Annotated in this window: 15 protein-coding genes; 9 read left to right on the top strand and 6 right to left on the bottom strand. The window is 44.6% G+C overall.

What is annotated here, in order from left to right; translation table 11 throughout:
* Positions 1-9: 9 nt before the first annotated feature.
* The 3 genes from ispE to M0N77_RS10390 form a co-directional block, all read right to left on the bottom strand.
* Complete coding sequence (gene ispE, locus M0N77_RS10400) at positions 10-993, bottom strand: 4-(cytidine 5'-diphospho)-2-C-methyl-D-erythritol kinase (protein ID WP_353105116.1); 984 nt, start codon at positions 991-993, stop codon at positions 10-12.
* Positions 994-1,057: 64 nt separating this feature from the next.
* Entirely contained in the window at positions 1,058-1,729 is a 672-nt protein-coding gene (gene lolB / locus M0N77_RS10395) for a lipoprotein insertase outer membrane protein LolB (RefSeq protein WP_353105115.1), read from the bottom strand.
* A gap of 106 nt (positions 1,730-1,835) precedes the next feature.
* The gene (locus M0N77_RS10390; protein WP_353105114.1) at positions 1,836-3,881 is read right to left on the bottom strand and encodes a tetratricopeptide repeat protein; all 2,046 of its coding nucleotides are present in this window, start codon (positions 3,879-3,881) and stop codon (positions 1,836-1,838) included.
* Between the two features lie 663 nt (positions 3,882-4,544).
* On the opposite strand from M0N77_RS10390, the gene hemA reads away from it, so the two are divergent.
* The 4 genes from hemA (at position 4,545) to M0N77_RS10370 (ending at position 8,643) form a co-directional block, all read left to right on the top strand.
* On the top strand, positions 4,545-5,939 hold the full coding sequence (hemA, locus tag M0N77_RS10385) for a glutamyl-tRNA reductase (RefSeq protein ID WP_353105113.1): 1,395 nt from the start codon (positions 4,545-4,547) through the stop codon (positions 5,937-5,939).
* Between the two features lie 475 nt (positions 5,940-6,414).
* On the top strand, positions 6,415-7,557 hold the full coding sequence (locus M0N77_RS10380) for an aminotransferase class V-fold PLP-dependent enzyme (protein ID WP_353105112.1): 1,143 nt from the start codon (positions 6,415-6,417) through the stop codon (positions 7,555-7,557).
* A 197-nt stretch (positions 7,558-7,754) separates the two neighbouring features.
* Positions 7,755-8,192 (top strand): YeeE/YedE thiosulfate transporter family protein, encoded by a 438-nt coding sequence (locus tag M0N77_RS10375; protein ID WP_353105111.1) that lies wholly within the window; start codon positions 7,755-7,757, stop codon positions 8,190-8,192.
* Positions 8,193-8,223: 31 nt separating this feature from the next.
* Positions 8,224-8,643 (top strand): DUF6691 family protein, encoded by a 420-nt coding sequence (locus M0N77_RS10370; RefSeq protein WP_353105110.1) that lies wholly within the window; start codon positions 8,224-8,226, stop codon positions 8,641-8,643.
* 119 nt (positions 8,644-8,762) lie between these two features.
* On the opposite strand, the gene M0N77_RS10365 is transcribed toward M0N77_RS10370, so the two are convergent.
* Complete coding sequence (locus M0N77_RS10365) at positions 8,763-10,427, bottom strand: AMP-binding protein (protein ID WP_353105109.1); 1,665 nt, start codon at positions 10,425-10,427, stop codon at positions 8,763-8,765.
* Positions 10,428-10,717: 290 nt separating this feature from the next.
* Here M0N77_RS10365 and M0N77_RS10360 point away from each other — a divergent pair, with 290 nt between their 5' ends.
* The 3 genes from M0N77_RS10360 (at position 10,718) to M0N77_RS10350 (ending at position 15,833) form a co-directional block, all read left to right on the top strand.
* Positions 10,718-12,865 (top strand): FAD-dependent oxidoreductase, encoded by a 2,148-nt coding sequence (locus M0N77_RS10360; RefSeq protein ID WP_353105108.1) that lies wholly within the window; start codon positions 10,718-10,720, stop codon positions 12,863-12,865.
* Between the two features lie 713 nt (positions 12,866-13,578).
* On the top strand, positions 13,579-14,358 hold the full coding sequence (locus tag M0N77_RS10355; protein ID WP_353105107.1) for a transglutaminase family protein: 780 nt from the start codon (positions 13,579-13,581) through the stop codon (positions 14,356-14,358).
* Positions 14,359-14,633: 275 nt separating this feature from the next.
* Positions 14,634-15,833 (top strand): serine hydrolase, encoded by a 1,200-nt coding sequence (locus M0N77_RS10350; RefSeq protein ID WP_353105106.1) that lies wholly within the window; start codon positions 14,634-14,636, stop codon positions 15,831-15,833.
* 46 nt (positions 15,834-15,879) lie between these two features.
* Here M0N77_RS10350 and M0N77_RS10345 read toward each other — a convergent pair whose 3' ends face one another.
* Complete coding sequence (locus tag M0N77_RS10345; RefSeq protein WP_353105105.1) at positions 15,880-16,884, bottom strand: lipoate--protein ligase; 1,005 nt, start codon at positions 16,882-16,884, stop codon at positions 15,880-15,882.
* 333 nt (positions 16,885-17,217) lie between these two features.
* Here M0N77_RS10345 and M0N77_RS10340 point away from each other — a divergent pair, with 333 nt between their 5' ends.
* Both M0N77_RS10340 and M0N77_RS10335 read left to right on the top strand, forming a co-directional pair.
* Positions 17,218-18,180 carry a hypothetical protein gene (locus tag M0N77_RS10340; RefSeq protein ID WP_353105104.1) on the top strand — a complete coding sequence of 321 codons (963 nt, stop codon included), beginning with the start codon at positions 17,218-17,220 and terminating at the stop codon, positions 18,178-18,180.
* Positions 18,177-18,614 (top strand): Panacea domain-containing protein, encoded by a 438-nt coding sequence (locus M0N77_RS10335; RefSeq protein ID WP_353105103.1) that lies wholly within the window; start codon positions 18,177-18,179, stop codon positions 18,612-18,614. The genes M0N77_RS10340 and M0N77_RS10335 overlap by 4 nt, the downstream gene beginning before the upstream one ends.
* 95 nt (positions 18,615-18,709) lie before the next feature.
* Here the strand turns inward: M0N77_RS10335 and M0N77_RS10330 are convergent, their stop codons facing one another.
* The gene (locus tag M0N77_RS10330; RefSeq protein ID WP_353105102.1) at positions 18,710-20,308 is read right to left on the bottom strand and encodes a GMC oxidoreductase; all 1,599 of its coding nucleotides are present in this window, start codon (positions 20,306-20,308) and stop codon (positions 18,710-18,712) included.
* Positions 20,309-20,413 lie beyond the last annotated feature (105 nt).

Here is a 20,413-nt window from a genome sequence, read left to right as displayed (position 1 = left end):
ATTTTTCAATCACAAACTCTTAACCAAATAACCTCTACAAGGTGCATCATTGATCCACATCTCCAAGAGCGCTTTGTTGGATAATAAGCTTTTATCCAAAGGCAAGAACACCGCGCTACCGGAGCCCGTCATTCTTGCGGTAGCTAGCGCTTGTGCCTCTAAACTTTGCAAGTAGCTTAACGCTTGTTGAACCGCAGGAGCCAGGCTTGTCACTACTGGTGTAAAGACGTTTTGATAAGGCGAGTTCAGATTTTGCAGATAATCGTTAGCTTGATGTTTAATCGTTTCAATAGGTAAAAATTTAAGGTCACGACGTAATTGAGCATGGGCAAATAGCTTAGCGGTATTCACATGCGCGTCTGGGGTTAGGATTAGATAATGCTGATCCGGCAGGTCAATGGCGGTTAATTCTTCACCGATGCCGGTGGCGATGGCGTCTTGCCCAAAGATGAATATTGGCACATCAGCGCCAATAGTGGCGGCTATGTTTATAAGCTCTGGTTGCGATAAATTAAATCGCCAAAGCTCATTTAATGCCAATAAGGTTGTGCCAGCATTAGAAGACCCCCCGCCTAAGCCTGCGCCCATCGGCAAATTTTTATCTAAAGTAATACTAACGCTTGGCAGTTGCTTCGGCAGCTTTTTAGTATTTATAACATAACTAAGCAGCGCTTTTGCAGCCTTAAAGATCAAGTTGTCTGTTAAGTCAGCAGTAATACTATCAGCGCCAGTGATGGTAACTAGCTGCTGACACAAAGTAGTAGCTTGCTTATCACTAGCTACTTGACTAGCCTCACCAATAGTTACTGTGTCGGTCAACGAAAAATGCAAATAGTCGCCCCAATCTAGCAGGCGAAATACCGTTTGCAGGTTATGATAGCCATCATCGCGCTTGCCTGTAATATGCAAAAATAGATTAATCTTCGCCGGCGACAAACGCGTAAGGGTATTATCAGCAGCAAGCGGGTGATTATTATTAGGGGTTCGCGTCATTGGAAAGTCTATTTGATTACTGGCTAAGTGACTGGTTAAGTTGTTGACTAAGTTACTAATTAAGTTACTGGCTTAAATGATTAATGGTCATCACTACTTTTTGACCTTGCGATTGAGTGGCGGTGATTTTACTGGGCAACTTGTCGTTTCCATTATAAGCAAAATTAGCACTCCAATTACCATTGACCGAGCTTATAAGACGATTTTGATTATCAACTTTTGGTGCACTATCTGAAGGCGCTGAGCGTCCTGATATCCAGTACGGCATTTGCGAGATAGGCGCTTGCCAGCCTGTCGCTTTTTGCAATAATTCTTCGGGGTTATCAGCGCTCAGGCTACCGGTCTTTTCACTGACTAAAGTTGCGGTTTGACCATCATAGGCGATATTGGTCTTGCCGATACCTAGCGCGCCCATCAATTCAATGGCAAAACGATCATTTTGTTGACCCCAAGTATAAAAAGCGCTACCTCCTTGGGTATTGGTGTTAATAGCGTTAGCAGAAGGCGCGGAAGCTGGCATTGTCACGCCGATTTTACCATTGATGGTAAAGTTCTCTAGCTTTTGCGCTGGTAGAGTAAGGGTGGTATTCGTGTTAGCCTCAGAGCTAGGTATAGACTGGCAACCAGCGCTTAGCAATACGCCGCTGATCAAGGCTACTAATAAAGCGGGCTTTTTAATAATATTATTAAAGTGAGTGCTGTTAGGGGACAACTTGACGGCTAGCAGTCTTGACATGGGGGTTCCTCAAAAATGAGCTAAATAAATAGCCTAAAACGATAGTATAAAGATAGTTTTTAGCCCATCAGCTTAATCTTTAGATGTTACTTAACTGTGGATTGTTTTAGTAAAGTTGAATACGGTCATTGACGTTTTGTTGGCCAAAGGCAAAGCGCTGCTGCAAATCAGCCAATAGGGCTTCGACTTTTTCGTTATTTTGTAGGCCTTGATAAGCGCGTAATAACAGCACCCCTGAGCGCAGTGTGGGCAGTACCTCATAAGGCGTCTGCAAGTAATCAATGACCTGAGTATAGTTATTATTAGCCAAGGCATTACTAGCTAGCACATTGAGCGCCTGCAAATGCAGCTCATTATCATAACGCGGATCATCATAGCGAATCTCGATGATAGCCTGTGCCAGATCCAGACCTTGAGTAGAGCTGCGATCATTGGCTAGTAGTAGCTGCGCGTAACTAAGCTTGTAAGACAAATTGCTGGGATTGAGCGTTTGCAGATGATTGAGCAAAGTCCTCTTTATCACATAATCCTCGCGGTCATCGAGCAACTGCACCCGCGCAAATAGTATCTCCTCGCTATCAGGATACTTACGACTGGCTCGGCTCAGTAGCTCTAGCGCTGCATCAGACTGATTTTGTTGCCATAAAATATCTGCTTGTAGCACAAAAGTCTCTGGCGCAAAAACCTCAAAGTCTTCACGCAGCTTTTGTAAGGTGATAATAGCTGCAGGGGCATTACCGGCTAATAATTCAAAATCTACTACTTTTTTGCGCGCGGCTAATACTAAATCTTCTTGCATAACTCGGTTTAGATATTTTTTTGCCTGCTCAAAGCGCTGTTGACGCTCCGCACTAATTCCTAAGTAATAATAAGCTTGATCTAAATAGTTAGGGCTTTTTGCTAAAGTATTAAGCAGCTGATCGGCGCTGGTATATTCTTCAATATCCAAACTCACTAATGCTGCTAATAAGGTAATCTCAGCATCCTCTTTGAAACGGTTATGAGCTTCAAGTAGTAGCTCCCAAGCCGATACGCTTTGTTTTAAGTCTAATAAATAGCGAATCTCATAAAGATAGAGGCTCTTGCTATCTGCGTTACGCAGGCGTGCTTGACTGATATAATTAACCACCGTTTGCGCCGGCTCAATCTTGCGTAAGATGTCGGCTTTTAGCGTAATAAAAGGCACATAATCCGGCTGACTTGCTAAGGCGCGATCGATATGAATAATCGCAATCTCAGGCTCATTGAGTTGATATAACAAACCGGCTTTAAGGACGGATATCGAGGCATTTTGTTGACTATCGATAGGTTGTAATGCCGCTAGTAACTCGCGTTTATCCTCATCATTATTAGGATAAATACCGATCAGAATCTCACTTAAATCAGCACGAGGATCATAACGAAGAATACGGTTTAGAGTTTCACCGGCTAGCGCATAATCATGAGCTTTTAGCGCCAAATGCGCGACATAAAACCAAGCAGGAACGTGATCGGGGTTCTCATCTTGCCACTCTTTGGCAAATATCAACGAATCCTCAACGGCTTCATAACTTAGTGATAAATTTAAGGCACGCTCAAAGACAGCGGTAGCGTCTTTTTTGAAGGCTTGCTGCTTATAAATCTTTAATCCTTGATTAAGATCATCGCGATCTACAGCAAACTCAGCGGCTAATAAGGCATAGAGGCTAGGCTCATCGCTGGCACTATTATCAACGCTCAAATCATCGTCTAATGCCTCACCTTGTAACGAAAAAGTGTCTAACGGCAAAGTAGCTAATGGAGAGGTGCTAAAGCTAAACTCGTTAATAGTGATAGCAGAGTTTGTAGCTAAGCCTTGCGTGTCAAGGTCGTTGTTAGTAGCTAAATCGTCATCTTGACTGTTAGTAGAGCTATTATCAGTGGACATTGCTAGTGAGCTTGATAGCTTCCATAGCTTTGATAGCGGATTCGATATAGGATCTAGAACGTTTGCTTGAGCATAAGGTGACAGGCACAGACAAGCGGCCAGCACCAAAGCTAGCTTGCGCCGTTGCCAAAAGCGTCGAATCATAGCGCGTAATAACGTTTGAATCCGTGATTGGCTATCATAATCAACACATAGAGCCGATTTTGGCGCAACTTTTGCTTGAAAAACTAATCCAAAGAACCTCATAGCTGATAATATTTACCGATAAATTTAATCAATAGTTAACTCCTATCTTAGCTCAAACTTAGCTCAAAATTATTTTTGATTCATTATATGAGTTTAGCTTTGCGGCAAACAATAGCACTCTTGTTATCTAACAGACAGCATAATGTAAATAACAATAGCATAAAGAGCTGGCATAAAAATAATAATTAGCGTCAGCGGGTCTTATCTGTAACTGCTTCATAATAAAAGTATAAATGGGTTATAAGCGCTAGTTTGTGACACTATTGCCTAAAGTAGGGTTGCTAGTTGATTTTTTATGATCCGCCCAGATACAGGAGAAATCGTTGCTAGCATTGCGCAAGTCGCAAGTAACAAGTAGCAAATAACAAGTAACAGGGGGTACTATTAAATAAGGCGTATAAAAATGCTACAATAGCTGCCTTTATATTTATCGCCATACTTATGCCATATCTTAAAGTCATTAACCATGGCTTAGAGTAGCTCAGTACGGTTTGGTAAACGCTATACCTTAATAATGCCGCATCAACAATAGGCGCTGACAGCAAAGTGTAACGGGTTTGGCTTCGCTCTTTATGACTATGGCCCTTTTTGGACCACTCACTGAGCCGGTCACCGCTTCGAGCTGAATTTGTCAGTAAACGCTATGCTTATGGTCAATCAATAATGAGATTAGTGGTCATTGGAGTCAATCACAAAACCGCACCAGTCGCTTTGCGTGAGCGTTTGGCGCTTGTGGGTGACGATGTGAATAGTGCTTTGACGCAATTAGAAGCCTTCACAGATGGTAGCATCATTGTCTCAACTTGCAACCGTACAGAAATTTATGCCCTAGTCCCTCAAATAACAGCTCCGCAAATATCAGCTCCTTCAATAAATGACGTTACGCCCGCGCAACCCTCTTCTTCAGCTAGCGTTTTGGCCAATAATAGCGTTAGTGTCTCACCGGCAGCTGTCAGTGCTCATATTGCCAGAATTAAGCAGTGGCTCGCCGATTTTAATCAGTTACCGCTAAGCGAGGTAGATCCTTACCTTTATGTGCATCGTGATGTGCATGCGTTGACCCATTGGCTAAGAGTAGCTGCTGGTCTTGACTCGATGATATTGGGCGAGCCGCAAATATTAGGTCAAATCAAACAAGCAGTACATTTGGCGCAAGACGAGAAAGTACTCAATAATCAGCTCGGCTGGATAGTCGATCAAGTGTTTGCAGCTGCAAAGCGCGTACGTAACGAGACTCATGTGGGCGCGCAAGCGGTATCGCTTGGCTTTGCCGCTGCCAAACTAGTGACTCAGATATTTGATAAATTGCCGGAGCGCACCTTATTAATTGTCGCGGCAGGCGAGATGAATCGCTTGGTGGCTACTCATATCGCAGGCTTAGGAGTAGGGCGCATCATCATCTGTAATCGTAGCTCGGAGCGCGCTGAAGCGTTGGCTATTGAGCTGCGTCAGCCCGGGCGTAGCGTTGAGGTAAGAGCACTACAAGAGCTGCCAGAGCTACTTGCCGAGGCAGACATTGTCAGTAGCTGTAGCGGTAGTATGAATTTGCTAATCGACAAAACCATGGCACTACAAGCTCTCAAGCGTCGTCGTTATCAGCCAATGCTGATGATTGATTTAGCTGTACCGCGTGATATTGACTCCACTATCAGTCAGATGGATGATGTCTATCTGTATTCAGTGGACGACTTGCAGCATGTCATCGCCGGCAATCTTGAGCAGCGCCGTCAAGCGGCTGTCGATGCTGAGCTACTAGTGAGTCAGCTAGTCGTTGAGATGGAGCAGCGCTTTCAAGTGCGTAAAGTCGGCAAAGATATTGAGCATTACCGCAATCGTACTCATAATCAAGTCAACAGACTACTAACTCAGTCCATTGCTAAATTGGAGAATGGCGAAGTTAGTGCTGAAGAGGTAGTGACTGAGCTGACCAGACGTTTGACCCAGACCCTAACTCACGCTCCATCAAAACTGATGCGTAAAGCGGCTAGCGAGGGCGATAGCGAGTTATTAGATTTTGTGGTTTCAGGGCTACATAACGCTTATCGTGATAAATCATAAAGGCTTGGTCTGAAGCTTATTTGATACCATTAAGCGTTAATAGAATAATTAGCAAACTATTGCCAGTATTGATTATCGGTGCTAATATTCATTAACTACGCTAAAGTAGCGTTTGCTGTGTTAACGTCTATTATTATAGAGTTTATAAATAAATAGGGCGGTGCATAGCATTGCAGTAACACGGATAGTCTATCTGTATAACCTCCGGTAATATCTACCAACGGCAATAGCGCTAGGATAAAGTGCTATATCGTCTAGTCTATGTTTTCTCTTTTTTTGGTCGGTACCTATTTTGTAGAGCTACCTTATAAAGCTACTCTTATATAATTATCTTTATACCGCTGCTTATCGTACCGTTATTTATAGAATTACTTATCTAGTTGCTTATAAAGTTACATAGTATCTACCCGCCTAATAACCACTCATAAGTATACTCAAATATTCACACCTCATCATTCAAAAACAAGGAGTTTTTATGACCGCATTACGTCAAGATATCGATCCAAACGGCTTATTAGAATATTCAGTCGTTTATACCGATCGTGCCCTCAATCATATGTCAGAAGCTTTTCAGCAAGTTATGAACGACTTATCTAGCGATTTAAAATCCGTCTATAATGCTGACGCGGTGGCTATCGTTCCAGGTGCGGGCACATATGGTATGGAAGCGGTTGCCGCGCAATTAGCTCGCGACCAAGATTGCCTAATTATTCGTAATGGTATGTTCAGCTACCGCTGGACGCAAATCTTAGAAAAAGGCAATCTTGCCAAATCCTCTACCGTTTTGAGCGCCCATCGGGAAGCTAGCGATGCGCCAAAGCCTTTTGCGCCGGTCGATATCGATGAAGCGGTCGCTAAGATCAAAGAGCATAAGCCTGCTATGGTATTTGCGCCGCACGTTGAAACCTCAGCGGGTATGATATTGCCTAATGACTATATCAAAGCGTTGAGCGATGCCACTCATAGCGTCGGCGGCTTGCTAGTTATTGACTGTATCGCCTCAGGCTGCGTGTGGCTTGATATGAAAGAGCTTGGCATCGATGTGCTAATCAGTGCGCCGCAAAAAGGCTGGAGCAGTACGCCTTGTGCTGGCCTTGTGATGATGAGTGAGGCGGCCGTCCAGCGCGTCGAAAACACCGAATCTAATAGCTTTAGTCTTGATCTCAAAAAGTGGCTGGAGATTATGCGCGCTTATGAGAATGGCGGTCATGCTTATCATGCAACTATGCCGACTGATAGTTTACGCCAGTTTCGCGATACGATTAATGAGGCCAAAGCAGTTGGCTTAGATAAACTGTGTGATGCGCAGTGGGAGCTGGGTAATAAGATTCGTGATGTACTCGGTGATAAAGGTTTTAAGGGTATTGCTGCTGAAGGCTTTAGAGCGCCGGGCGTAGTGGTTTGTTATACCGATCGCGATGATATTCATAAAGGCACTGCCTTTGCCGAAGCTGGCGTGCAGATTGCGGCTGGTGTACCGCTAAAAGTAGGTGAGCCTGAGAGCTTTAAGACTTTCCGTATAGGTCTGTTTGGTTTGGATAAGTTGACGGATATCGATGGAGCGGTACAGCGTTTCGAAACTGCTCTTGAGCAAGTATTAGCAGAACAACCAGCCTAAGTGTTTTATTGCTAGTTAAATTCTTTATTACTAATCAAAGTGTTTATTAGTAGATAAATAGTTTATAGAAAAATACTGAGCTTGCCTGATAGCGCTCAGTATTTTTTTGGCTATTTATTATATTTTAATATATAATGTATTTATATAAATTATAAAGCTATTATCAATTAGATGTATCTAGATTTAGGTAAATGATTATGAGTATACAAATAGACTGGCAAGCCTTCACGCCTATCTCCTTGGTAGGCGGCTTAATGCTAGGCGTGGCCACTGTTATTTTATTATTGGGTATTGGCCGAATCGCTGGTATCAGTGGTATTGCAGCAAGTTTATTCAAACCTAAGCAGGTAGAAGCTTGGCAGATATTATTTATCATCGGGCTTATCGCCGCGCCGCTTTTGTACCAGCTCGTATTGCCATTAGCGGCGGTAGAGGTCAGTAGCTCGGTACCGCTGTTGATGGTAGCAGGCTTGCTGGTTGGCTTTGGTACGCGCTTAGGCTCAGGCTGTACTAGTGGCCACGGTATTTGTGGTAATGCTCGACTGTCTCCACGTTCGATGGCGGCAACGGTAACTTTTATGGGATTTGGCATTATTACGGTATTTATTGGTCGACAGCTTTTGGGCTTGATTTAGTTAAGCAAAAAAACGATAGCGAGAATTGAAGATGCTTAAAAATGTAATTGGTTTATTAGCAGGGTTGTTATTTGGCTTTGGTCTTTTGATATCGGGAATGACTGATCCGGTCAAAGTACAAGGCTTTTTGGATGTGTTTGGCGCTTGGGATATCTCACTGGCGCTGGTGATGGGCGGCGGTTTGGCAGTCGCGATCGTTGGCGTGCAACTGGCCAGACGGCAACGCTTAAGCTGGATAGGGACGGACATTGAGATGCCAACTAAAACGGTAATTAATAAAAAGTTACTAATCGGCGCGATGCTGTTCGGTATCGGCTGGGGCCTCGTTGGTATCTGTCCGGGCCCAGGAATTGTGCTCCTCGGTACGGGTCAATGGCAAGCGTACGTGTTTATCCCAGCGATGATAGTCGGTATGCTCGCGTTTCAGTGGCTTGAGCCAAAACTTGGCTGATATTTAAAGCTACCAAATAGTCAATTGTAGATACTAAAAAGCTCAGCTTATCGTTAAGCTGAGCTTTTTATTGTAGAGGTAGCTGCAATGAACAAAGTTATGCCCATGCCATTGTGGTGCTATTTCGCACTAGCGGCGACTTTTGGCGTTTCGTGCGCTAGTGATTTGGCTGCTTGGCGCAGCTCAAACTTCTGTACTTTGCCAGTACTGGTCTTGGGGATTTCAGCGAATATAATGTATTTGGGCACTTTAAAGCCTGCCAAATGCTGCTTGCAATGCGCCATCACCGTATCACGCTGCAAGGTGCTGCCTTCATGAATCTCGATAAAGGCTACCGGGACTTCGCCCCACTTGTCATCAGGCGCGGCAACGATAGCGCAGCTTTGTACCGCAGGCAGTTTGTAGAGGATGTTTTCAATCTCGATACTGGAGATATTCTCGCCGCCTGAGATGATGATATCTTTGAGTCTATCCATAATCTTGATATAGCCATCAGGATATTTGACCCCTAGATCGCCAGTGCGAAACCAGCCATCTTTTAGCGCCGCCTCGGTTGCCTTACGGCTTTTTAGATAGCCTTTCATCACCATATTACCGCGTAGAGCCAGCTCGCCCATCTCTTCGCCGTCAGCTTTGACCGGCTCGGTCGTGCCTTGTTTAAATACCTCAAAGCCCGTCATCAAATGCGACGCTACGCCTTGGCGAGAGTTCTTTTGAGCGCGCTTGGAGGGGCTAAGATCCGCCCAATCTTCTTGCTGAGCGCAGACAGTGACAGGCCCGTAGACCTCGGTCAACCCATAGACATGAGTGATATCAAAACCCATTTGCTCCATCGCCGCTAGCATGGTCTCTGATGGCGGGGCCCCTGCGACCCAGCCTTTAACTTTATGAGTGATGGCTTTTTTGTACTGATCTTTGCCGCCTGCTATCATATTATGCACCACCGGCGCTGAACAATAATGGGTGACTTGATACTTGGCTATCAATTGTAATATCAAATCAGCTTCGATCTTACGTAGGCAAACATTGACGCCAGCGCGCTCGGCAATCGTCCAAGGAAAACACCAGCCATTACAATGAAATAACGGCAGCGTCCAAAGATAAGTAGCATGCTTGCTCATGTCCCAGTCTAGAATATTGGAGATGGCATTTAGCGCTGCACCGCGATGATGATAGACCACGCCTTTAGGGGTGCCAGTGGTGCCCGAAGTGTAATTAAGGGCGATAGCTTCCCACTCATCCTCGGGCCGCTCCCAATTATCCAAACTATCTGAGCTGGCAATCAGCTCTTCATAGCTCATACGTCCAAAGCGCTCAACATCGATAGCGCTATCGGTAGCATGAATGACGATCAGATTAGGAAAAGTCTCATCGATAATCTCCGCCAAATCAGCAAATTCGCTATCCATAATCAGTACTTTGGCTTCAGAGTGTTGGATACAAAACGTTAGGGCATTGATATCGAGCCGAGTATTGAGGGTACAAAGCACCCCGCCCGACATCGGTACGCCAAAGGCGGCCTCGACCATAGCTGGGGTATTGGGCATCATCACCGCGACTGTGTCGTTTTTATCGATGCCTAGTTTGCGTAAACCATCTGATAGTTGGCGGCAGCGCGTAAAAGTCTGTTGCCACGTCTGTACAAGATGATTGTGCTCAAGATCATCATAAATGATAGCGGTCTTATGAGGGTAGACTTGCGCACTACGAGTGATAAAGTCAATAGGAGTCAGCGGCTGATAGTTGGCCGGGTTTTTGCCAAGACCGGTATGAAAGTCCGTCATTGAAATAGTCCTTTATTTTATTTTGAATTTGTTACTGTTGAGCTTGAGTTTGCTAATAGGAGTTTTATTAGGAAGTTATTATAACGAAAGACCAATAAAATCGGCCTGTATTTTGTTGAGTTTGGTTTAACATGCTTAAGCAAAAAACATAAAACTTTAGCGCTCACTCATCAGTCGTCTGTCTGCATAGCTGACTACAAAGCGCTTGTGTTACGATAGCAGTTATATAAATTTTAGCTATTTTTTAGTCATAATCATACTTATTCATCTGTATCTACAAGGATTGTCACATGAGCGCCAGCAGCACTGATAACCGCACAGCCAGCACTATTACTACCGCTCAAAGCAATGAGCATTACCCCCATCTTTTTGAGCCGTTAGATTTAGGCTTCACTTCACTAAAAAACCGTCTAGTCATGGGCTCGATGCATACCGGACTTGAGGATCGCTTTTATAATTATGGCAAGCTTGCCGCCTACTTTGCAGAGCGCGCTCGTGGCGGGGTGGCAATGATGATTACCGGCGGTATCTCGCCTAATCGCGAAGGCTGGCTATTGCCTGCTGGCGGTACTATGAATACCAAGCTTGATGTCATCAATCATCAACGGGTTACTCGTGCGGTACATAAACATGATAGCAAAATCATCATGCAAATCTTGCACAGTGGTCGCTATGGTTATCATCCGTTTATCGTCTCCTCAAGTCCGATCAAATCGCCAATTACACCGTTTAAACCGCGCAAAATGAGTATAAAAAACATCGAGCAAACGGTAGAAGATTATGCACGCTCGGCTAAACTTGCCAAACAAGCTGGCTATGATGGTGTTGAGATTATGGGCTCTGAGGGCTATCTGCTCAATCAATTTTTATCGAGCCATGTCAATAAACGTAGCGATAAATACGGCGGTGATATCCACGGTCGTATGAAATTTGCAGTCGATGTGGTCAAAGCAGTACGCGCAGCGGTTGGTGAGGACTTTATTATCGTCTTTCGCTTATCAGTCATTGATTTGGTCAAAGATGGCAACGTCATGGACGAGGTCATCACCGTCGCCAAAGCGCTAGAAGCAGCGGGCGTCACGATCATGAATACTGGTATCGGCTGGCATGAAGCGCGCGTACCAACGATTGTCACAAGCGTGCCGCGCGCCGCCTTTGTTGACTTTACCGCTGAGGTCAAAAAGCATATTAGCATCCCGATGATGGCGGCCAACCGTATCAATATGCCAGATACGGCTGAAAAAATAGTTGCCAGCGGCCAAGCAGATCTTATTCAAATGGCGCGTCCGTTCCTCGCCGATGCGCACTGGGTCAATAAAGCAGAAAAAGGCCAAGCCGATCGCATCAATACATGTATCGCCTGTAACCAAGCCTGTCTCGATCACACCTTTGAGAATAAACGCTCGACTTGCTTGGTCAATCCGCAAGCCTGTTATGAGACAGAGCTGGTCTATAAAAAGACCAAAAACCCACAAAAAGTCGCGGTCGTCGGGGGCGGGGTCGCGGGCATGTCAGCCGCTCATGTGGCAGCGCTACGCGGCCATGATGTCACGCTATTTGAAGCTAAAGATATCTTGGGTGGTCAATTTAACTATGCCAAAGTCATCCCGGGTAAAGAAGAGTTCTTTGAGACCATTCGCTACTACATCAATGAGCTTGAGCACTTAGGTGTGGAGATCAAACTTAACACCAAAGTTGATAAAGCCATGCTAAATGACGGCAAATTCCAGCACGTCATTGTCGCTACTGGGGTGGTGCCAAAGAGTTTAGAGGGTAAGCTTGAAGGCGCAGATTTGCCGCAAGTTATTAGCTACGCAGAGCTATTATCAGGGGAGAAATCAGTCGGCGATACGGTAGCAGTCATCGGTGCTGGCGGTGTTGGCTTCGATGTTAGTGAATACCTAACCGCGCGTCATGGTCAACCGCTGCATGAGCTAGGACCTGACACTTTAAAGGATCCAAGCTATCGCCCAGAGCCGCAGTCTATCGAGGAGTGGCGCGAGGAGTGGGGCGTGACTGATGATACCAATTATCAAACGGACGGCGGTCTGATTAAACCTGATGCAATTACCCCCATTCGCCAAGTGTATCTGATGCAGCGTACTAAAGGCCGCTTGGGCGCAGGACTCAATAAAACCTCAGGCTGGGTACACCGCGCGCATATCAAGTCACACGGCGTCATCCAAGTGGCGGGCGTGCAGTACGAAAAAATCACTAATGAAGGCATTTGGGTGACTAATCCGCAAGGCCAAAGCCAGCTGCTCCGTGTCGATAGCGTGGTAGTCTGCGCCGGTCAAGAGTCAGTCGTTGAGCTGATGCCAAACGTCGGTGACGCACCAGACGCGCAATATCATCTGATTGGTGGGGCAAAACTGGCCGCTGAGCTAGATGCCAAACGAGCCATTCGTGATGGAGCAGAGGTTGCGGTGCAGATTTAGGCTTTGATTTAAAGTTTTAGTATAAAATTATCAGACGGTAGGGGAGCAATTTCCTGCCGTCTGCTTGTATCTGCCTGGCTGATGGCGTGCGGACTAAACTGTCTAGTGACGTTCCTGTTACCTCGATACCGCCTCTAGCCAGAGTCCGCAACGCCATCATCTGTGACAGGATACCGCGTCCGTCAGGGCTAGCGGCGAGATCTTTTTCTTGCAGGTGTTAGTCGTAGTCAGAAAATGTAGGGTGGGTTAGCGACAGCGTAACCCGCTAAATCCATGGTTCAAATATTTAACGGTGGGTTACGTTTCCTCTTCACTCTCTACGAGAGCTTGAAAAAACTAACCCACCCTACGCCGTTATATAAATCTTATTTACCTTTCACCAAACTTAATATCCTTGTAATCATTACCTACCCAATCCAAATCATAAACCATAGCAAGCGTAGGCTGGGCTTTTAGCTCAGCCTACGATCAATCATATTAGCCAAAATAATTATCTTTCAAAACACCCTATCCATGCTACATTGAATCTTACCCGCGATACTCAACCGCACCCATGACGATGCCATAAAAAAGGATTTTATAGTGGTATCCACGCGCTTTACAAAAGATCTCAGCTTCGATAGGCCTGCGCGGCCTAGTTGTCGCCTCTCGCCAATCATTAAGCCCCACGCGATCGTCTGCTCACCAGATCAATACCCTTAGGGAGTTTTATCATGATACTCAAAGTTAACGTCAAACTCCATTATCGGCTCTCCGCGCCTATGGCTCTTTTGCTGCAGATCGAAGCCGCCGATCTTGTAGATCAGCGGGTGCGTTCGTCCGAGATTTGGACATCAGACGTTGCGCATTTTTCACGGGTTGGGGCCGATGAGGGCATAGGAGAGCGAATTTGGATCCGCACTGAGGGAGATTTTAGTTGCACTTACACTGCACAAATCACCGTTGACCGTCCTGTCTTGGACCTATCGACACTGCCCGAAGTGCCCCTCCATCTTTTGCCCGGAGAGACGATCAAGTATTTGATGCCGTCTCGCTATTGTCCGTCAGACCAGTTTCAAGCCTTTGTGGACGCCGAGTTTGGCGATCTTGCAGGCGGCGCACGCATTGCCGCGATGCGCAATTGGATCGAGTCAGCGTTTAGCTATGTACCTGGATCGAGCCATGCACAAACCACCGCGCTCGACAGCTTTGTTCAACGTCAGGGCGTATGCCGCGACTTTGCGCATGTTCTTGTATCCCTAGCACGCGCGTCGTCGATACCAGCTAGGTTCGCAAGCGTTTATGCGCCTGAGGTGACGCCGCAAGACTTTCATGCTGTAGCTGAGGTTTATCTGGGTGGGAGCTGGCATCTTATTGATCCGACTGGCATGGCAGATGCCGATACGATGGCTCGCATCGGTGTTGGAGCCGACGCGTCCAGCGTTGCATTCTTATCTGCGTTCGGATCTATGGAATTGATTAATCAATCGGTATCCGTGACCAGACAAGCTTAGGGGTCTGACTTTAAGTACGCGTAGGTTAGGCTTTTGGCCCAGCTCTATCTGTAATGAATAAACCAATTTATAACTATAAATTTATTTTGATTTGGCATAGAAAAAATGTTTTTAGTTTGTTTAACTCGTCGGTTCGCTGGGCTAAAACACAGCCTACGAATAATCGCGCTACTCAAGAAAACCCTCTGCCAAAACGCCCCTTTCATGCTAAATTAACTGCTACCAACGATACTCAATCGCATCCCTCACTCATGCCATAAAAAAAGGATTTTATAATGGTCGTGTTAAAGACCCTGTTTAAATGGATTGTTTTACCAATCATAGCGCTACTGATTATTATCAGCTTAGGTCTAGTAGTGACGGGGAATGCCTATATCTTTCGTGGTTTGCAGCTGACTTACCTTAAAGGTGAAGCCACAGCCAATATCGATGATTATATCGATTTTGATAATCGCACCATTCGCGCCAGCGATCCTATCCTTTGGGAAAAAGACCCTAATTTCGGACAAGTCGCCCTCACATCAACCCTGCAAGGTGCCTTAGATACCGATGAGACGGTGGCCTTTGCAATTATCAAAGATGGCAAGCTAGTGTACGAAAACTATTGGCAAGGCTACGGTCCTGACTCGCATACCAATAGCTTTTCGATGGCAAAAACCGTCACCACCATGCTCTATCTCAAAGCGGTAGAAGACGGCTATATCGGTAGTGTTAATGAGCCGATTACTAAATGGTTGCCAGAATACGCGGACAGCGAGTATGCACAGAATTGTACGCTAGCGGATTTCTCCGCGATGACTTCAGGCTACGACTGGACCGAGGATTATTACTTTCCGATTAACCCAACCGCCGAGTCCTATTACGGTCATGATTTGGTCAAACAAATGGTCAATCGTGACTTCGTTGAGTCATGCGGTGGTCAGTTTGAGTACTCATCAGGCGATACGCAGATGCTGGGTATTGCTTTATCAAGAGCGCTTGCGCCACAGGGTTATACGGTATCAAGCTATTTGCAAGAGAGGTTTTGGCAACCATTAAGCATGCAAGGCGATGGCTATTGGTCGCTTGATGGCGCTGAGAATATCGAAAAAGTCTATTGCTGTCTCAACGCTAGCGCTTTAGATTTTGCTAAGTTTGGACAACTGTTATTGAACGGTGGTGAATGGCAAGGTGAGCAACTGCTCAGCAAAGAGCATGTTGAGTTTATGGTTACGCCAAATACAGATGCTTTTCCAGACGGTTATGCGCCAGTATATGGACACTCAGTGTGGACCGATATGGACAGTCCGATACCTTATTACGCGATGCTGGGACATTTAGGGCAGCGAGTGTTAGTGCTACCAGAAGAGAACGCGATTATCGTCAGATTAGGTAAGCAGAAGGGTTTACCTGTGCCAGTAGCAGGCTTTCATTTAGAGCCTGATTTGGGTCAGTATGTGACTGAGGTTAAGGCCGTTTTGGATAGCTTAGAATAAAATAGTAGCGGTTGTAAGACTGTACCTTGCTTACAACCGCAAAGCCTTAACCCTCCATCTCACCAAGCAACCACTCAGACACATCATCAACTTGCGTCGCCAACTCAGCATGCGCTTTAGCTAGCTTGCCAAGCTTGGCCTTTACCTCATTACGATTATATTTAATATCGGTTAAAGTCTCTTTTAATAGCTCAATTAATTCCACATTTAGCGCATCCGAGAAGATAACCACCTCAGTGATCACCGCCTGCTGCACGTCCATATGCAAATCAATAATACCCCAATCAAAACGGGTTTCTATATGATGATTAAACTGCGGCGTCTTGCCAAAGCGCCAGTCCCAATCGGCCATTTGCTGATAGTATTTATCTAGCGCTGGCTGCTTGGCGAGACTGGCTTCATCTAATTCTTCGACTGGTGCAGTAGCGTCATAATACTCACAAAAGGCCTCGATAATCGCTTCAGATAGGACCTCATGATTGATGTCTGCATTAAAATCAACGAGATTGGCCACACGCGAGCGCACAGATTTGATGCCTTTGGCTTGCAGCTTAAGCGGATGTGGATTGAGATAATCACCGAGCTTTTGCATATTGGCATCGACCAGTAACGTCCCGTGGTGAAAGCTGCGGTCAAGCGCGTGTTTAAAGGCGCTGCCTGATATTTTCTTATCGCCGACTTGCATATCATTACGTCCCGACTGCTCAGCGTTGATACCGAGTTTTTTTAGGGCATTAACGATGATGGTAAAGTTGGCATCTTGATCGTAGTCTTCTTTAGGCGATAAAAAGGTAAAGTTGGTATTGCCCAAATCATGAAACACCGCGCCGCCGCCACTTTGCCGCCGCGCCAAAAACACTCCATCTTCTTCCATCTTATCGATTTTGCATTCTACCCACGGATTTTGCGAGCGGCCAATAACCACCGTCTCGCTGTTGCGCCATAAGAACAGCGTATGCGAGTCAGGGTCAAGGGTATTAAATATCCAGTCTTCGGTGGCAAGGTTAAACCAAGGGTTGGTTACGGCAGATTTTAGGATGCGTAGTTTCATTGGGTGTCCTTTTCTAGAATGGTTTTAAGTATTATCAATAATGCACGTATTGCATAGTGTTTCATACATTGATATTTACTCGTATAGAGTTGTAGGCAAGATAAAATTGGAAAAATATCCCTAATATACTTTCTAAGTAGTGTCGAACGACAACTAGTGACGTATAGGAGTTCCAGGTATTTGTATCTTAGAAAATTATTAAATAATATTACGTTAAGATTGTTTAGTTCAAGTTTAAGAAAAATAAAGATTTAGGCTCAACATATATTGATAAATTCGTAGTGATAATAGGTATAATAGAGTACTTTTTTGTATTTTAAGGCTTTATAAAGGATGTCTGATCCAGAGAACGATTCTTTTATCGTAAGAACTGCTAGATGGTTAGAGAGTCATTTATTAGAGTTTTTTAAAACTATTGAAGGTCTAGTACTTTTTCTAATAGGTATTGTCTTCACACCTTCAGTTGGCTCTTTTATACAAATCATAAGAGATGATAGTATCCCATACAGTAAGGTTTTAGAAAATAAAGCCTTCTATATCTTATTTCTTATTTTACCTTTATATGTGTTATTCATATATAAGAGCAAGAGGAAGAGGGACAGAGAAGTTGCCGAAACTAAGGTATTAATTAATGAAAGAACAAGGCTTAATCTTGATATTGAAAAGAAAGATAAAGAATTAAGTGAAATAAAACAGAATCTTAATGATGCTCAAGAAGCGATAACTGACTTAAAAACACAGCATTTATCCGAATCAAGAGAGGTAACTTCAAGGTTTCTAGCTTTTTTATCTAAAAAGCTAGAGTTTACACCTAGTGAAAGAATTTCGCTTTATATGCTTATAAGCGTAGATAGCAATATAGATGAACAAGATTTCTTACATATTTTCGGCAGATATAGTGTTAATGTGAACTATAACAAGACCAATAGGTTGAGATTCCCAAAAGATGAGGGTGTTATTGGCAGAGCTTTTGTAAGTAGTGATACTAATACTAGTACTATACATTTGAGTGGCAATAATGGTGAATATCTAAAAGAGACTAAGGCTCTTGGAATTAATATGGAGGTTGCAAGAAGGTTTAACATGCAAAGTAGAAGCTTCTATCCTTATATGATTACTAAGAACTTAGGCGATCGTATCGGGGTGCTCCTGTGCGAAAGTACTACTGTTCATAAGCAGTTTGATTTAGCTGAAATAAATCGTATCTTGAGCGAACACGATAGTATTATTTTGGAACTCCTAGATTATAATCACGCTATTTTGAATAAAACCATAATAAGTGAGGACAAGATATGAATATAATTAGTAATTTAATAAAATATATTTGTGTTGTTTATCCACACTCAAACGAGTTATCTAATGCTAGATTAACTAAATTAATCTATTTAACCGACTGGGAGTCTGTCAGGATTACAGGCAGTCAAATTACGAATATAAAATGGTATTTCGATAATTATGGACCTTTTGTACGTGATGTTTACGATATTGCATATAGAGATCCTTATATTGGTATAGTTGAAACACAAACAATATATGGTACTCCAAAGATAATATTTCAGTACCTTGGTGACAAACCAGCTTTAGAGCCTCATGTCAAAGAAATTATAGATTCTGTAATTCGAGATACTAAAGGAATGTACTGGAATGGGTTTATTGAATATGTTTATTCAACCCCTCCTATAGTTAAATCAAATAGATATACTTATTTAGACCTTATAGAGTTCAGATGAGTAGATTCAAGTTGCTAACAAAATTACTCCATCAAATTCAAAACCCGAAAAAACGCTCCTAAAGAGCGTTTTTTATCTAACCAACTTCCAACACCCTAACCAAAATCTTCCTTCAAAATAGCCGTCATATTTCGCTCAGCAAGTCCGGTGATAAATACATACGGATTAACGCCAGCACTACCCGGGATTAACGCGCCGTCTTGCACATAGATGTTGCTGTGCCCTTTGACGCGGCCAACCTCATCAGTTGCCTTGCCAAGCACGCAGCCGCCAAGCGGATGATAGCAAAAGTCATCGCCGAAGCCTTTGGTAAATAGTAGGCTAGAGGTCGCGCCGCCGTTTACTTTAGCGAGCTTTTCGATCAGCTCTTTAGCAGCATTTACCGAATACTGATTTTGTTCGCGTTTCCAGTTGAGTTTGACGGTTTGTGAATCTTTATCGTAGTAATAATTACCGCGCTCTGGGTTGTCTGTGATGGCAAGATACAGCGTCGTCCACGTCTCAAGCCCTAGCGGCAATGGCGCAAGTTCGGCAAAGATTTTGTACTTGGAGCCGTCTCTGTCACCGTCCCACATATTTATGCCTTTTACCGGAATAGTAGACTGAGTCGTGCCTGCCGCGTGAACGAAATTGCGCCCGGTCATGATATTACCGTTTGGTCCCCAATATTGGCCGATGTGCTTGTTGAGATTATTCAGCTTACCCTTAGCTTGGCTTTTGAGCAGTAGCTCTGAGGTACCCGTACTGCCTGCATTGAGGAACAGCTTATCGCAAGTGTAATGCTCAATGTTATCGACGCCGCCCGTAGTGTTTAGGACATGGACTTCTAGACGCAATTGGTCGCCCGCGAGCGCTTGGATGCTATTGACTTTGCGTAAGGTTCTGACCGAAACATTGCCCGTGGCTTCCGCGTCTTTTAGATAAGTTAGATCAAGTGAGAACTTGCCGGCGTTATTGCCATAGATGACTTCGCCGCCTAATCCCGATTTATAGACTTCGCCGCGAGCTTCTTTTTGCATATAATCAAAGTCATAGCTATTGCCAAAGAACTCAGTTTTGAGGCCGGCTCGCTCCGCTTGGCGTTCAGCGGCGCGGGTGAATTCGTAGTGCTCAGATTGATTAAAAAATGACTCGGGGATTTGGCTGACTTTTAATTCTTTCATCGCGCGCGGAAAGTAAGTGTTGTACATCTCATCACTATCAATCCACGGAAAGACGGCTTCAAAGTGCGAGCGTCTAGGGGCAATAGCAATCGCGCCGTTGACGATAGAGCCGCCGCCATAAGCGCGTCCGGCAAAAACTTTCATCTCGTCATACTCGATCAAATCTAATACGCCCGGATATTTCTTAATAGGAATGGGAATGGGGATAGGGGCGTTTGGCATATTGCGAAACCAGCTAGAGCGTTTATCAGCGGTTATCATCTTACAAAAAGTGTCGTGCTTAGGCGTTCTATCCCAGCGCATGCCCATCTCAAGAATGAGGACTTTATGGCCTTGCTCGCTCAGTCTGAGTGCTGATACCGCGCCGCCGTAGCCGCTACCGACGATGATATTATTGAAGTGTCCGGCTTGAGTAATAGTGCTGGGTAGTTTTTGCTGTTTGACGAGGGTTTGGCAACCAATCATGGTAGCCGATGCACTGACTGTCGCGACCCCTAAGCCCATAGATTTGATAAATTTGCGTCTTTGCATGCGCGCTATAACCTTAAACGTTTGTTATGACGACGCTAGTCTAGCAAACTATTTTTTCTGTATTATGTCACTAACGCAATCCAAACTGTTTAGCATAAAGTGTCA

This window comes from Psychrobacter sp. AH5 (genome assembly GCF_040371085.1).
Lineage (GTDB): Bacteria > Pseudomonadota > Gammaproteobacteria > Pseudomonadales > Moraxellaceae > Psychrobacter.
This window is presented reverse-complemented; position numbering and strand designations above follow the sequence as displayed.

Bases quoted from the DNA above. Each gene is read 5' to 3' on its own strand.
- ispE (WP_353105116.1), bottom strand. From the start codon at position 993: ATGACGCGAACCCCTAATAATAATCACCCGCTTGCTGCTGATAATACC.
- lolB (WP_353105115.1), bottom strand. From the start codon at position 1,729: ATGTCAAGACTGCTAGCCGTCAAGTTGTCCCCTAACAGCACTCACTTT.
- M0N77_RS10390 (WP_353105114.1), bottom strand. From the start codon at position 3,881: ATGAGGTTCTTTGGATTAGTTTTTCAAGCAAAAGTTGCGCCAAAATCG.
- hemA (WP_353105113.1), top strand. From the start codon at position 4,545: ATGAGATTAGTGGTCATTGGAGTCAATCACAAAACCGCACCAGTCGCT.
- M0N77_RS10380 (WP_353105112.1), top strand. From the start codon at position 6,415: ATGACCGCATTACGTCAAGATATCGATCCAAACGGCTTATTAGAATAT.
- M0N77_RS10375 (WP_353105111.1), top strand. From the start codon at position 7,755: ATGAGTATACAAATAGACTGGCAAGCCTTCACGCCTATCTCCTTGGTA.
- M0N77_RS10370 (WP_353105110.1), top strand. From the start codon at position 8,224: ATGCTTAAAAATGTAATTGGTTTATTAGCAGGGTTGTTATTTGGCTTT.
- M0N77_RS10365 (WP_353105109.1), bottom strand. From the start codon at position 10,427: ATGACGGACTTTCATACCGGTCTTGGCAAAAACCCGGCCAACTATCAG.
- M0N77_RS10360 (WP_353105108.1), top strand. From the start codon at position 10,718: ATGAGCGCCAGCAGCACTGATAACCGCACAGCCAGCACTATTACTACC.
- M0N77_RS10355 (WP_353105107.1), top strand. From the start codon at position 13,579: ATGATACTCAAAGTTAACGTCAAACTCCATTATCGGCTCTCCGCGCCT.
- M0N77_RS10350 (WP_353105106.1), top strand. From the start codon at position 14,634: ATGGTCGTGTTAAAGACCCTGTTTAAATGGATTGTTTTACCAATCATA.
- M0N77_RS10345 (WP_353105105.1), bottom strand. From the start codon at position 16,884: ATGAAACTACGCATCCTAAAATCTGCCGTAACCAACCCTTGGTTTAAC.
- M0N77_RS10340 (WP_353105104.1), top strand. From the start codon at position 17,218: ATGTCTGATCCAGAGAACGATTCTTTTATCGTAAGAACTGCTAGATGG.
- M0N77_RS10335 (WP_353105103.1), top strand. From the start codon at position 18,177: ATGAATATAATTAGTAATTTAATAAAATATATTTGTGTTGTTTATCCA.
- M0N77_RS10330 (WP_353105102.1), bottom strand. From the start codon at position 20,308: ATGCAAAGACGCAAATTTATCAAATCTATGGGCTTAGGGGTCGCGACA.